This is a genomic window from Micromonospora sp. NPDC005305 (assembly GCF_040607315.1).
Classification (GTDB): Bacteria; Actinomycetota; Actinomycetes; order Mycobacteriales; family Micromonosporaceae; genus Micromonospora.
The window spans coordinates 31,780-44,260 of sequence record NZ_JBEXGL010000009.1 but is presented as its reverse complement, the minus strand read 5'-3'; the positions used below and the strand labels follow the sequence as shown (position 1 = coordinate 44,260).

General features: G+C 69.8%; 14 protein-coding genes and 1 pseudogene. 4 read left to right on the top strand and 11 right to left on the bottom strand.

The genetic code is table 11. The features are described 5' to 3' along the window. Positions 1-108: 108 nt before the first annotated feature. On the bottom strand, positions 109-402 hold the full coding sequence (locus tag ABZS80_RS17095; RefSeq protein ID WP_355056805.1) for a DUF1330 domain-containing protein: 294 nt from the start codon (positions 400-402) through the stop codon (positions 109-111). Positions 403-467: 65 nt separating this feature from the next. Continuing rightward, positions 468-680, bottom strand: a pseudogene (locus tag ABZS80_RS17090) (copper homeostasis protein CutC); the annotation flags it as partial. On the opposite strand from ABZS80_RS17090, the gene ABZS80_RS17085 reads away from it, so the two are divergent. Continuing rightward, positions 631-993: a P1 family peptidase gene (locus ABZS80_RS17085; RefSeq protein WP_355056803.1), complete on the top strand. Its 363-nt coding sequence runs from the start codon at positions 631-633 to the stop codon at positions 991-993. The pseudogene ABZS80_RS17090 and the gene ABZS80_RS17085 overlap by 50 nt on opposite strands. Positions 994-1,656: 663 nt before the next feature. Here the strand turns inward: ABZS80_RS17085 and ABZS80_RS17080 are convergent. Next, the gene (locus ABZS80_RS17080; RefSeq protein ID WP_355056801.1) at positions 1,657-2,511 is read right to left on the bottom strand and encodes a DUF4253 domain-containing protein; all 855 of its coding nucleotides are present in this window, start codon (positions 2,509-2,511) and stop codon (positions 1,657-1,659) included. A 292-nt stretch (positions 2,512-2,803) separates the two neighbouring features. On the opposite strand from ABZS80_RS17080, the gene ABZS80_RS17075 reads away from it, so the two are divergent. Beyond that, complete coding sequence (locus ABZS80_RS17075) at positions 2,804-3,214, top strand: hypothetical protein (RefSeq protein ID WP_355056799.1); 411 nt, start codon at positions 2,804-2,806, stop codon at positions 3,212-3,214. A gap of 158 nt (positions 3,215-3,372) precedes the next feature. Here ABZS80_RS17075 and ABZS80_RS17070 read toward each other — a convergent pair whose 3' ends face one another. The 8 genes from ABZS80_RS17070 to ABZS80_RS17035 all read right to left on the bottom strand — a co-directional run bounded on the left by ABZS80_RS17070 (position 3,373) and on the right by ABZS80_RS17035 (position 10,332). Next, complete coding sequence (locus ABZS80_RS17070) at positions 3,373-3,561, bottom strand: hypothetical protein (protein WP_355056797.1); 189 nt, start codon at positions 3,559-3,561, stop codon at positions 3,373-3,375. A 333-nt stretch (positions 3,562-3,894) separates the two neighbouring features. Further along, a complete protein-coding gene (locus tag ABZS80_RS17065; RefSeq protein ID WP_355056795.1) occupies positions 3,895-4,614 on the bottom strand; it encodes a GntR family transcriptional regulator in 720 nt (239 codons plus the stop codon). Continuing rightward, positions 4,611-5,621: a proline racemase family protein gene (locus ABZS80_RS17060; protein ID WP_355056793.1), complete on the bottom strand. Its 1,011-nt coding sequence runs from the start codon at positions 5,619-5,621 to the stop codon at positions 4,611-4,613. Before ABZS80_RS17060 ends, ABZS80_RS17065 begins: the two co-directional genes overlap by 4 nt. Before the next feature lie 4 nt (positions 5,622-5,625). Then, positions 5,626-6,354: an ABC transporter ATP-binding protein gene (locus tag ABZS80_RS17055; protein WP_355056791.1), complete on the bottom strand. Its 729-nt coding sequence runs from the start codon at positions 6,352-6,354 to the stop codon at positions 5,626-5,628. After that, positions 6,347-7,165: an ABC transporter ATP-binding protein gene (locus ABZS80_RS17050; RefSeq protein ID WP_355056789.1), complete on the bottom strand. Its 819-nt coding sequence runs from the start codon at positions 7,163-7,165 to the stop codon at positions 6,347-6,349. The genes ABZS80_RS17055 and ABZS80_RS17050 overlap by 8 nt, the downstream gene beginning before the upstream one ends. Then, complete coding sequence (locus tag ABZS80_RS17045; protein WP_355056787.1) at positions 7,162-8,199, bottom strand: branched-chain amino acid ABC transporter permease; 1,038 nt, start codon at positions 8,197-8,199, stop codon at positions 7,162-7,164. The genes ABZS80_RS17050 and ABZS80_RS17045 overlap by 4 nt, the downstream gene beginning before the upstream one ends. Continuing rightward, positions 8,199-9,092, bottom strand: a complete 894-nt coding sequence (locus ABZS80_RS17040) for a branched-chain amino acid ABC transporter permease (protein ID WP_355056785.1) — start codon at positions 9,090-9,092, stop codon at positions 8,199-8,201. The genes ABZS80_RS17045 and ABZS80_RS17040 overlap by 1 nt, the downstream gene beginning before the upstream one ends. 64 nt (positions 9,093-9,156) lie before the next feature. Further along, positions 9,157-10,332 carry a branched-chain amino acid ABC transporter substrate-binding protein gene (locus ABZS80_RS17035; protein WP_355056783.1) on the bottom strand — a complete coding sequence of 392 codons (1,176 nt, stop codon included), beginning with the start codon at positions 10,330-10,332 and terminating at the stop codon, positions 9,157-9,159. A 204-nt stretch (positions 10,333-10,536) separates the two neighbouring features. Here ABZS80_RS17035 and ABZS80_RS17030 point away from each other — a divergent pair, with 204 nt between their 5' ends. Together ABZS80_RS17030 and ABZS80_RS17025 are read left to right on the top strand one after the other, a co-directional pair. Beyond that, positions 10,537-11,445, top strand: coding sequence for a dihydrodipicolinate synthase family protein (locus ABZS80_RS17030; RefSeq protein ID WP_355056781.1), 909 nt, complete (start codon positions 10,537-10,539; stop codon positions 11,443-11,445). 3 nt (positions 11,446-11,448) lie between these two features. Beyond that, a complete protein-coding gene (locus ABZS80_RS17025) occupies positions 11,449-12,453 on the top strand; it encodes a proline racemase family protein (RefSeq protein WP_355056779.1) in 1,005 nt (334 codons plus the stop codon). The last annotated feature ends 28 nt before the right edge of the window (positions 12,454-12,481 follow it).

Below are 12,481 nucleotides of genomic sequence, written 5' to 3'. Positions count from 1 at the left end.
AGGTGCGAGGTGCCGGGCGGACATGCCGCCCAGCCTAGAGGTGCGGCCGGTTCGGGTTCGGCACCGTCCCCCGGCACGGCCACGCCCGGGATCCGCCCGCCGGCAGCGTCAGGGCGTCGCTTCGATGATGCGCAGGTCGCGGTCGGCGCCGTCGCCGAGCGCCCGCAGCGCCTCCTGGTAGGCCGGGGTCTCGTGAGCGGCGAGGGCGGCCTCGACGCTGTCGAACTCGATCAGCGTCGTGCGCTCCAGCACGGCGGACTCGAACGCGTGCGCCGGCAGGCCGCGCGCCAGGAACGTGCCGCCGGCGGCGCGCAGCGCCGGGCCCGCCAGCTCCGCGTACGCCGCGACCTTCCTGTCGTCGCTGATGGACCGGTAGGTGGTGATCCAGTAGGCCTTCGGCACCGTCGCTGTCTCCCGCTCATGAGGCTGGGCACTCCCCCGCTGAACTGCCCTACGCAGCCTAACGGTCACCGACCCGCGCTCGGGCACGCCTCGGCACGCGTGGCGTCGACGACCCGGCGTACCTCGTCGCCGTCGGTGGCCTCGCGCCCGTCGCGCCGCACCGGCGCCCGCAGGTGCACCTCCCGCGCTCCGGTCTCCGCGAGCACCTGCCGGACGTTGTGCGACCGGATGCCGCCGCCGGCGATGACCCGCCACCGGTCGCCGGCCCGCTGCCGCAGCGCGGCGAAGCTCGGCCGGCTCGCCCGACGGGCGGTCTTCGCGATGGGCCGGGTCGGCGCGTCCTACAGCAACACCAGCGGCGACTACGCGATCGCGTTCAGCACCGCGCCACGGGACCAGCCACTCATCCCCGACGGGGAGATCAACCCGCTCTTCGCCGCCGTCATGGACGCGGTCGAGGAGGCGCTGCTCAACTCGCTCTTCACCGCCGCCACCACCACTGGCGTGGGCGGTCACACCAGCCACGCCGTTCCGCACGGGACCGTGATCCGGCGGTTGGCGGCGGCCGGCCGGTTGCCGGCGCAAGCCTGACTCCGCCGGGGTCGACGCCCAGCTCGCCGACCCCGCCCCCCAGTGCTCGGGACCTGGACAAAATGCGTGGCCTCGCCGGCCCGTCCGCCCTACCTTGTCACTGGATCTTCTTCTCCGACCCATTCACGAGAGGACTTCACCCCGCGTGACACCGCCTGCTCTGTAGACCTGACACCTTCCCGTGCATCGGTCGCCGACGTCGCCGTCGGCTCTTTCCCATGCCTTCCGTCAAGTCTTCAGAGAGATCATGTCTACGCGTCCTCACATCCTGCTGTCCTGGACCCTTCGGCGCGCGCGCCTTCCCCTGCCCACGTTCCGTTGCGTCCACTGCCACTCCGGCGTCGCCAGCCCCGGCGACGGCAACTTTCGCGTCAATGCCACCGGCAAACTCCTCGACCTCCGGGATCCCCTCCCTCCGGGGAGTTACTCCGGCAACTCCTCCCTGCATTCCGCGGATCCGCAGAACTCACAGGGACTACTGAAGCGTCCTGCCATGAGTCACCGCTATGGACCAGAGCCCAGGCGAGAGGCGAGGTGGCCTGTCCCCGGGCTGCCCCGGGCGGCGATCCGGGCGCGGTCGCTCATGACCGGGCACGAACGAAGGTCGGGGCCAGTCCGATCCGGGCGACGATGGTGAGCGCAGTCGCGGCCTGGTCGAGTTCGTCAGGGCCGGTTGTGCACGAACCACGCGTCACCGGCGGGCAGGGCTACGGCGACCTCCCACCGGCTCAGGTCGAGGTTCGGAGCGAGCGCCTTGAGCTGGCCGGCCGCCGCCCACGCCTCGTCCCCCGGTGCCGGGCGACGACCCACCTGGAACTGCAGCATGGTGCCCCACGACGCGACCAGGCGGGCGTCCCACCGGTCACGCCACTGCGCCAACACCTCGGCGAGCCTCTGCTGGTATTCCCGCGTGAGCGCACCGTAGAACTCCACCCAGTACCCCGAGCTGCGGACGTCGCCGGTGGGCAGCAGCATGAGCAGGACACTGTTCGGCGTAAACCAGTAGTCGGTCTGCGTCAGGAACCGCACGCTGCTGAGCACCCGGGCGTACAGGTCGGCGTCGGCGAGCAGCCGGTCGTACAGCGCCCGCTCCAGCGCCGGGCGCTCAGTCGGCAGCGCCACATCCGACACCAGGGCCGTCAGGTCGACGCCGGCCACGCCACGCGCGTAGTACTCGAGCTCGCCCTCGTCGACCTCGTCGTCCTCGCTGTAGTGACGGTAGGTCAGCCAGGGATCGGAAGCCTGGGCCGCCTCGGCGAACGTGCGCAGCTCCGACTCCGACGGACCCGGCCCGGGCTCGGGCCGGAACCCCAGCGTGTCGTCGAAGTCGTCGGTGACCATGACGGGCCGGCGCCCGGTTACCAGCACCAGTGCGTCGGCGGCCTGCCACGCCTCGTGCAGCCGACCGGGGTCGATGCCGGCGACGAGGACAGTGCCCGACGGGCCGTACCCGATCGGCAGGCCGGCCAGCGGCGTGCCGGCGAACGCCGCTTCGATCTGGTCGAGGTCGTTTCGCACGGTGCCAGTGTCTCCGATCATGGGCGCGGCGTGGGGGCGGCGCGGGGTCACCGAGCCGAGGGTTGTCCGGGAGTCAGCAACGGTCATCCTCAACGAGGTGCCGAGCTCGACGTCCATGGGCTGGTACGGGGGTCCTCGCTCGCCATTGCGGCTGGTACAACTTGCACCGGCTGCACAGCAGCCTGGGCCAGCGCAGTCCCGTCGAGAACGACGCCGCCCTGGCGGCCTGACCACCACACCGAAGGTGTCGGCCGAGGCGGAACAAGCTCAGACCACAGGAGTGCCGGAACGTATGGACGGAACTGCAGGCAGTCCGTGGGCGGTGACCGGCCTGGATCCACTGGCCGGGCCGGTGTTGGAGCACCTGGTGGCCGTGCCCTCGGCGGACGTCACCGAGGTGGCGGCGGCGGTCGGGGTGTCCCCTGCGGAGGCGGAACGAGCGCTGCGGCACCTTGCAGACTCCGCACTGGTGCTGCACATCGACGGCGCGGCGCCGCGATGGGCGGCCGGCCCCCCACGGTCATCGCTCACCGCCCTGCTGGCCCGGCGGCGGGCCGAACTGGCCTACGTCGAGGGCATCGTGGAGCGGCTTCACGAGGTGTACGAGGCGGTGTCCGGGCCACGCGCTGCGCACCTGGTGGAGGTGCTGGAGCGCGAGGACGAGGTGCCGGCGCGCTACGGCCAGCTGCTGAGAGGGAGTTAGGTCGAGGTACTGCATCTGGCCAAGCCGCCATATGTGACGGCCGCACGGGCGTCCGTCGGGGAGTCGGGAGTGGCGCCCGGGGTGCGGATGCGGTCGGTGTACGAGACGGAGGGCTTTACCGACGCCGTATCGCTCACGACGGCGCTGCGCGGCACGGGTCAGGGCGGGGAACTGCGGCTGGCGTCAACGCTTCCGGTGAAGTTGGTGGTGTTCGACCGGGCGGCGGCTCTGCTGCCGGTGCGGGGAGACCGCCCGGCGGCGGGTTCCCTGGTGGTGCACTCCCCCGCGCTGGTGGTGGCGCCGGTGGCGCTGTTCGTGGCGTCGACCGGGTCGGCCAGTTCGTCCACGAGCGCGGGGGGTGTCCGTAGCGGGCGCCACAGTGGCCGGGGACGGACGCCTCCGCGGCCGTCGTCGTACCCGTCGGCGTCGCGTTCGCGGCCTGGGCGGTGGTTCCGAGGAGGGCGGCAGTCGCCAGGATGGCGAGGGCTGGTGGTGCCTTGACTCTGCGCATCTGTTGCTCCTGCAAGGTGTCCAGCACCCGGCCGACTCCTTGCGGCGCGGGATTCGCTCACCCTCACCGCGGCGTCGCCACCGGCACAAGGACGACTTTGCGCAACTGCACAAGTCAGAAGCTCGCCGAGGGCGAGCCGATCCGAACGGCATACCTGGTCGCGTACCGGTCAGGGTTCGTGGTAGCCGGCCCAGGAGCCGCGAACGTGGCCGATGTGGCGTCGCATCAGCTCCGCCACCTTCGGCGCGTCGCCGGCCACCACCAGATCGACGATCTGCTCGTGCTCGGCGGCCGAGCGCCCCAGCTCGCCGCGCTCGGCGAGCCCTTGCAGGCCGTACAGGCGGCTGCGGGCCCGTAGGTTCCCCACCACGTCGATGAGATGGCGGTTGCCGGCGAGGGCGAGCAACGACAGATGGAAACGCCGGTCGACTTCGACGTAGCCGATGAGGTCGCCCGTCTCGGCGAGCCGCTCCACCTCCCTCGCCAGCGGACGCAGTTCCTCGACCGCCGCCCGGGTGGGCTCGTTGATGGCCCGGGCGATCTCGGCCACAGTGGGCACCTCGATCAGTGCGCGCAGCGACGTGATCTCGTCCAGGTCCCGGTCACTGAGCTCCTTGACCCGGAAGCCCTTGTTTCGAACAATCGTGACCAGTTCCTCGTTGGCGAGGTCGAGCATCGCTTCGCGCACCGGCGTGGCGGAGACACCGAACTGCTCCGCGAGGGTCGGCGCGGAGTACAGCACGCCGGGTCGCATCTGTCCCGTGATGACCGCGCCCCGCAGGATGTGGGCGATCTCCTGCCGAAGGTTGGGCCGGCCGCCGAACTGCGGCAGGGAGAGGGCGTCCAGGGCCAGGCGCCCGGTCGCGGTGTCGCCCCTTGTCTCCTTCATCGCAGCGCAAATCCCAGGCCGACGGGATCGTTGGCCTCAAGAACGAAATGATGCTCACCAGTTCGGTAGGCCATCCCTCGCACCTCCGAAACGTAGGCCGGGCGGCCTTCTGCTTCCAACTCGTGCACGACGCGGCCCAGGAACCGTGTTCCGACCACAGAGTCGTGCGTTAGCACCTGGTCAGGGGCGAGTTGCCCCGATGATGCTAGCAGCGCGATCCGCGCGGAGGTTCCCGACCCGCACGGCGAGCGGTCGACCTCACCGTCGGCGAAGACGGTGATGTTTCGCTGGTGTGGGCCGTCGGACCGTCGGCCGAGATCCTCGAACAGAATGGTGCCGTAGATACCGTCAAGCCGCGGTTCGCTCGGATGCCGGGCCCATTCGGTTCCGTTGAGTCTCCATTTGATTTCGCGGCCGAGCGCCAGCAGATCACCGTAATGGTCGGGGTCGATCGACAGCCCGAGGACCGAGGCGTCGACGGAGGCGTAAATGGCCCCTCCGTAGCTGATGTCCACCTGCACCGGACCCCGGCTGGTGTTCACGGCGATGCCGTGACCCAGAACGTACGCGGGCACGTTGCGGAAGCTGACGTCCCGGACCTCGCCGGCCACGCAGGAAACTGTGGCCGTGACGCGACCTGACGGTACGTCGATCACCACGTCGGTCTCCCCGTCCGGGGCGGCGTCCACGAGCCTGCTCCGGACTGCCCACGCACCCAGCGCGATGGTGCCGTGTCCGCACGCCGTCGAGTAACCGTCCTTGTGCCAGAACAGCACCCCGAAGTGTGCGCCGTCGTCGTCAGGTGGCACGACGAAGCAGCCGTACATGTCGGCGTGGCCGCGAGGTTCGTTGACCAGGAGCCGGCGCACCGCGTCGACCTGTTCATCGCGCTGGGCGTGTTCGCGCCGTTCCAGCACTGTGGTGCCGGGAATCTCCGGGACGCCTTCGGTGACGATGCGGAACGGCTCTCCCGCCGTGTGGTAGTCGGTGGCACGAATGTCCTGCATCGTCTCAGGCCCCCAGGTACGCCTCGACCACGCGGGAGTCGCGCGCGAGCTCGCGGGCCGCTCCCTGCAGGGTGATCACGCCGTTCTCCACCACGTACGCGCGGTGAGCAATCTTGAGTGCGGCACGGGCGTTCTGCTCGACGAGCAGCACCGAGGTGCCGTCGGCGTTGATCCGGCGGATCAGAGCCATGATCTGGGCCACCACGAGTGGTGCGAGCCCCATCGAGGGCTCGTCCAGCATCAGCAGTCTGGGCCCGGCGACCAGCGCACGACCGACGGCGAGCATCTGCTGCTCGCCGCCGGACAGGTTCCCGCCCTGCTGGCTGCGCCGCTCGGCGAGCCGGGGCAGCAGGGCGTAGACCTCGTCGATCCGGCGGCTGACCGCGGCCTTGTCGTTCACCAGGTAGCCGCCGAGTTGGAGGTTCTCGTGAACGGTCAGCCGGGAGAAGATGCGGCGCCCCTCCGGCACGTGCACCACTCCGGCGCCGACGATCTCCCAGGGCTTGGCCGTGGTGATGTCCGTGCCGAACGCGCGCACGGTGCCGCCGGTGGATCGCACCACGCCGGAAACCGTGGCGAGCGTACTGGTCTTGCCCGCGCCGTTGTTGCCGAGCAGAGTGACGATCTCGCCCTCGCCAACGGTCAGGGTCAGGCCCCGGAGGGCGTGGACGCAGCCATAGTGGACGTCGAGAGCGTCGATGTCGAGGGCACAGCGGCCGGCGGCGTCACTCACGGCTCATCATCTCCTCGTTCGTGGCTTCCTCTTCGTCGTCCTTGCCGAGGTACGCCTCGATCACGTCCGGGTTGCGGCGTACCTCCTCGGGAGTGCCGTCGGCGATCTCCCGCCCGAAGTTCAGCACGACGATCCGGCGCGACACCTGCATGACGAGATCCATGTCGTGCTCGATGAGGACGATGGCGGTGCCGAGCCCACTGATGCGGTGCAGCAGATCGAGCAGTTCGGTCTTCTCGCCGTAGTTGAGGCCCGCGGCGGGCTCGTCCAGCAGGAGCACCGTGGGCCGGCGGGCGAGGGCGCGGGCGATCTCGACGCGCCGCTGCTCGCCGTACGGAAGGTTCCGCGCCAGGCCACCGCGGTCACCGCGCAGGCCCACGAAGTCGAGCCAACGGTTGGCCTCGTCGGTCGCCTCCCGTTCCGAGCGCCGGAACCGCGGCGTGTGCAGGAGCGCGTCGAGGGCGTTCTGCCGCAGCCGCAGGTGCGTTCCGGCGCGGACGTTGTCGAGCACCGTCAGCTCACCGAACAGACGCAGGTTCTGGAAGGTGCGCGACGTCCCCCGGGCCGCGATCGCGGACGGTCGCAGGCCGGTGATGTCCGCGCCGTGCAGCGTGATCGAGCCGCCGGTGGGCTTGTAGAAGCCCGTGATGCAGTTGAACGCGCTGGTCTTGCCGGCACCGTTGGGTCCGACGAGCGACAGGAGGTCGCCTTGGTTGACCTGGAAGCTCAGCCCGTCAACGGCCTTCACACCGCCGAAGTCCAGGTGCAGATCCTGCACCCGCAGGAGCGGCGCGGTTCCTCCCGTGCTCACGGCACTACCTCCTTCGCCTTGCCCGCGTCATGCTTCTCGGCCTTGCGCAGGTCACGCCGGGACTGCCGTTCCACGGCGCGTGCCGGCCACAGCCCCTGCCGGCGGAAGATCATCACTACGATGAGCAGGATCCCGAATACGAAGTACCGGTAGTCCGCGGCCTCCCGGAGAAGCTCGGGCAGCACGCTGATGAAGATGGCGCCGAGCACGACGCCGGGCGTCGAGCCCATGCCACCGAGCACGACGGCCATCAGGATGAGGGCCGACCACAGGAAGGTGAAGCTCGGTGGGGAGATGGCGGACAGCTGGGCGCCGAAGAGGATGCCGGCGAGGCCACCCCAGATGGCGCCGCCGATGTAGGCGGCGAGCTTCACCCGGTACGTGTTGATGCCCATCGCCTCGGCGGCGTCCTCGTCCTCGCGGATGAACCGCCAGGCGCGTCCGAGCCGGCTGCGTCCGAGCCGCGCCGCGCCGAGGACGGCCAGGGCGACGACGACCACACAGGTGTAGTAGAGCCCGACCGGTCCGCTCAGGTCGATCCCGGGCAGCGTGATGCCGGGGATCCCGTAGATGCCGGACGGCCCACCGGTGATGGTGAGGTTGTTCGCTGTGATCCGGATGATCTCCCCGAAGCCGAGCGTCACGATCGCCAGGTAGTCGCTGCGCAGCCGCAGGGTGGGCCCACCGATCACGATGCCGGCGACCACCGCCGCGACGATGACGACGGGCACCGTGGCCAGCAGCGGCCAGCCGTACCGGGTGGCGAGGACTCCGCTGACGTAGGCGCCGATGGCGAAGAACGCGGCGTACCCGAGGTCGAGCAGGCCGCAGTAGCCGACGACGATGTTGAGGCCGACCGCGAGCATCACGAAGAGCAGCGCGGAGGTCATGACCGACAGGGCGTAGTTGGTCGCGGTGATGAACGGCGCCAAGGCCGCGACGGCCAGTCCGATCAGGCCGAGGTAGCGGTTCTGCTGGAGCCGGTCGAAGAGGGCACTGGCGCGGGTGGGTGACGTGGCGAAGTTGGTGGTCATCAGACACGCTCCGTAACGCGCTCGCCGAGGATGCCGGTCGGGCGGAGCGTGAGGAAGATGATGAGGAAGCTGAAGGCGAAGACATCACGCCACTGCCCGCCGATCCAGGCGGTGCCGATCGACTCGAGCAGGCCGAGCGCCAGGCCGCCGAGCATCGCGCCCTTGATGTTGCCGATGCCGCCGATGACGGCCGCGGTGAACGCCTTGAGCCCGATGATGAACCCCATCAGGAAGTCGATCTTCCCGTAGTAACCGCCGGCCATCACGCCGGCCGCGCCGGCGAGAGCGGAGCCGATGAAGAAGGTGCGCGCGATGACGGCGTCGACGTTGATGCCCATGTACAGCGCTGCCGTCGGGTCCTGGGAGATGGCGCGCATGGCCCGCCCGGTCCCGGTCCCCATGACGAGCCACTGGAGGCCGGCCATCAGCAGGACCGCGATCAGGATGAGGCTGGCCTGCTGGATGGTGATCCGGGCGCCGAGCAGGTTGATCGAGTCGCCCGCCAGCCGGACCGGGTAGACCTCCGGGTTGGGCCCGGCCACCAGGCGCATGCCGTACTCGATCGCGAACGAGGCGCCGACCGCGGTGATCAGTACGGAGAGCCGGGGCGCGCCGCGCAGGGGACGGTAGGCGATCCGCTCGAGCAGCAGGCCGGCCGTTCCGGTCACCAGCATCGCGATGATCAGGACGATGAGCAGCGCCACGAAGCCGAGGCCGGTCGCCAGCCCGCCGGCGACGCTCAGGACGCCGAAACCGACGAACGCACCGAGCATGTACAGGTCGCCGTGGGCGAAGTTGAGGAGCCTGATGATGCCGTACACCATGGTGTAGCCCAGGGCGACCAGGGCGTAGAACGATCCGACGAAGAGACCGTTCCAGAGGAGTTGGGTCATGGGAGCCCTCCGGGGAACGCCCCGGCGGCGCGCTCCTGGGAGGGCGCCGCCGGGAGCAGGCGGTCTACTGCAGGGTGTCCTTGAGGACGATCTTGCCCTTCTCCACCGTGAGGATCTGGAAGCCACCGCTGGAGAGCGTGTGGTCGGGCGTGAACTTCAGCGGCCCGGAGAACAGCTGGAAACCGTCGATCCCCTCGAGTGCCTTGATGACGGCGCTGCCGTCGGTCGAGCCGGCCTGCTTGACCGCCTCGGCGGCCACCCGCACGGCGTCGTAGGCCTGGGTCGAGTACGGACCGGGGGCGGCGCCGAACTTGCTCCTGTAGTCCGCGATCCACTTGTCGGCGCCCTGGATCGTCTCCGGGGTCTGCGTCATGGTGGCGAAGACGCCTTCGGCGGCCTCGGAGCCGGCGATGTCCACCAGCTTCTGGTCGACCGACCCGTCGGCGACCATCACCTTGCCGGTGTAGCCGGCCTGCCGCAGCTGACGGATGATGAGGCCACCCTCCTGGTAGTAGCCGGTCCAGTAGATGAAGTCCGGCTGTCCCTTCAGGATGGCGGTGACGTTGGCGCTGTAGTCGCTCTCACCGGCGGTGACCGACTCGCGTCCGGCGAGCGCCGGCGAGCCGGTCAGCAGCTTGGCGGTGGTGTCGGCGATGTCCTTGGAGTAGCTGGTGTTGTCGTCCATGAGGGCGACCTTGGTGGCGCCCACCTTCTTCATGAACGTGAACGCCGCATCGGACTGCTGCGCGCCGGTGCCGTTGATCAGGAAGACGTTCTTCTTGTGCTGCTTGACCAGTTCGTTGGAGTTGGCGGCCGGGATGAGCATGGGCACGTCGGCCTTCTCGAAGATCGGCAACGTCGGGAGCGTCGCACCCGAGCAGTAGCCGCCGACCGAGATCTTCACACCCGCGGTGACCAGCTTGTTGGCGCCCGCCGTGGCGCTCTTCGCGTCGCAGGCCTCGTCCTCGACCTTGAGCTCGAGTTTGCGCCCGTCGACGCCGCCCTTGCCGTTGATCTCGTCGACGGCGAGTTGCGCCCCGTTCTTCATGTACGGGCCGATGGCCGAACTGCTGCCGGACAGCGGAGTCAGCATGCCGAGGACGATCGGCCCCTTGTCCGACGACTGCTCGCCCCCTCCCGAGGCGAGCCCGTTACCACAGGCGGAGAGCATCATGGCCGCGACCGCCGCGCCGCCCACGAGGGCGACTCGCGACAGCCGGCGGGTCAGGTATGCCGTCATTGCCAAACCCACTTCCCTCAAGGGCCGCCATGCGGACGGCCCAGGTAGCCACTGGTAGCACTGCTGTGTGACGTAGCACTGAACTATGGCACAGGACACATCGTTGCTCTAGAGGTGCTCGTCGGGGTGTTATCGACGCGTGACTTGAGCCCGGCGGACGGTTGTGTAATATTTTACTGACCGTCACGAAAGGGGCTTTCCGAGATGACTGCTTCCCCCGCTGCCCGTACCCGCCCCTGGCGCGGCGTGCTCGTCGCGACCGCCCTGCCCTACCGCGACGACCTGTCGGTGGACTTCGACGCCTACGCCGACCACGTGCGGTGGCTGGCCGAGAACGGCGCCCACGGCGTGACCCCGAACGGGTCCCTGGGCGAGTACCAGGTGCTGACCGGTGAGGAGCGCGCGAAGGTCGTCGAGGTGGCGGTCCAGGCCGCACCCGAGGGCTTCGTCGTCATGCCAGGCGTGGGCGCCTACGGCGCGCTGGAGTCGCGGCGCTGGGCCGAGCAGGCGGCCGAGGCCGGCGCGCAGGCCGTCATGGCGCTCCCCCCGAACGCGTACCGCACGGACGAGCGGGCCGTCCTGGAGCACTACCGCGAGATCGCCAAGGCCGGCCTGCCGGTGACCGCGTACAACAACCCGATCGACACCAAGACCGACCTGACGCCTCGGATCCTCGCCACGCTGTACAACGAGGGCCTCATCGTCGGCGTCAAGGAGTTCAGCGGGGACGTGCGCCGGGCCTACGAGATCTCGGAACTCGCGCCCGGACTGGACCTGATGATCGGCACCGACGACGTCGTGCTCGAGGTCGGCATCGCGGGCGCCAAGGGATGGGTCGCCGGATACACGAACGCCTTTCCCCGCTCGACCGTGGCGCTGTACGAGGCCTCGGTGGCAGGGGACCTGGAGACCGCGCTGCCGCTGTACCGGCTGCTGCACCCCCTGCTGCGCTGGGACTCGAAGACCGAGTTCGTACAGGCGATCAAGCTCTCCATGGACATCGTCGGCCGTCAAGGCGGCGCCTGCCGGCCGCCGCGGCAGCCGCTGACCGCCGAGCAGGAGCAGTCGGTCCGCGCCGCGACCGAGGCAGCCCTCGAAGCCGGACTGGCCTGAGCCATGCGGGCCCGCCGACTACTGCACGCCGTCGACTCGCACACCGAGGGCATGCCGACCAGGGTCATCACGGGCGGCGTGGCACCGCTGCCCGGCGCCACCATGATGGAGCGCCGGCGCTGGTTCCTCGCCAACAGCGACGACCTGCGCACCTTGCTCATGTACGAGCCACGCGGGCACTCCGCCATGTCCGGAGCGATCCTGCAGCCGCCGACGCGGCCCGACGCCGACTGGGGCGTGCTCTACATCGAGGTGTCCGGCTGCCTGCCGATGTGCGGACACGGCACCATCGGGGTCGCCACCGTGCTGGTGGAGACCGGCATGGTGGAGGTGACCGAGCCGGTCACGACGATCCGCCTGGACACGCCCGCCGGCCTCGTGGTCGCGGAGGTCGCCGTCTCCGACGGCGCGGCCAGGGCGGTCACGATCCGCAACGTGCCGTCCTACTCGCAGCAGTTGGACGCGACGGTCGAGGTGCCCGGTTTCGGGACGGTCCGCTACGACCTCGCCTACGGCGGCAACTTCTACGCCATCGTCCACCTCGACGACCTCGGCCTGCCGTTCGACCGGGGACACAAGCAGGCACTGCTGGACGCCGGGCTGGCGATCATGGAGGCGATCAACGAACAGGACCGCCCGGTCCACGTCGACGACCCCGACATCAGCGGATGTCACCACGTACAGCTCATCGCTCCCGGCTCGGACGCCCGGCATTCGCGCCACGCGATGGCCATCCACCCGGGTTGGTTCGACCGGAGCCCGTGCGGTACCGGCACGAGCGCCCGCATGGCGCAGCTGCACGCGCGTGGCGAGCTGGCGTTGGACGTCGACTTCGTCAACGAGTCCTTCATCGGGACGCGCTTCGTCGGCCGGCTCGTCGAGGAGACCCGGCTCGCCGGCGGCGCCACCGCAGTCGTGCCGACCATCACCGGGCGCGCCTGGCTGACCGGCACGGCGCAGTACTTCCTCGATCCGGACGACCCCTTCCCGGCGGGTTTCCTGCTGTGACGTGACCTCGTCCCACCCGGCCCACGTA

Excerpts from the sequence above, each read along its gene's own strand:
- ABZS80_RS17085 (WP_355056803.1), top strand. The coding sequence starts at position 631 with ATGCCGCCGCCGGCGATGACCCGCCACCGGTCGCCGGCCCGCTGCCGC.
- ABZS80_RS17075 (WP_355056799.1), top strand. The coding sequence starts at position 2,804 with ATGGACGGAACTGCAGGCAGTCCGTGGGCGGTGACCGGCCTGGATCCA.
- ABZS80_RS17065 (WP_355056795.1), bottom strand. The coding sequence starts at position 4,614 with ATGAAGGAGACAAGGGGCGACACCGCGACCGGGCGCCTGGCCCTGGAC.
- ABZS80_RS17060 (WP_355056793.1), bottom strand. The coding sequence starts at position 5,621 with ATGCAGGACATTCGTGCCACCGACTACCACACGGCGGGAGAGCCGTTC.
- ABZS80_RS17045 (WP_355056787.1), bottom strand. The coding sequence starts at position 8,199 with ATGACCACCAACTTCGCCACGTCACCCACCCGCGCCAGTGCCCTCTTC.
- ABZS80_RS17040 (WP_355056785.1), bottom strand. The coding sequence starts at position 9,092 with ATGACCCAACTCCTCTGGAACGGTCTCTTCGTCGGATCGTTCTACGCC.
- ABZS80_RS17035 (WP_355056783.1), bottom strand. The coding sequence starts at position 10,332 with ATGACGGCATACCTGACCCGCCGGCTGTCGCGAGTCGCCCTCGTGGGC.
- ABZS80_RS17030 (WP_355056781.1), top strand. The coding sequence starts at position 10,537 with ATGACTGCTTCCCCCGCTGCCCGTACCCGCCCCTGGCGCGGCGTGCTC.
- ABZS80_RS17025 (WP_355056779.1), top strand. The coding sequence starts at position 11,449 with ATGCGGGCCCGCCGACTACTGCACGCCGTCGACTCGCACACCGAGGGC.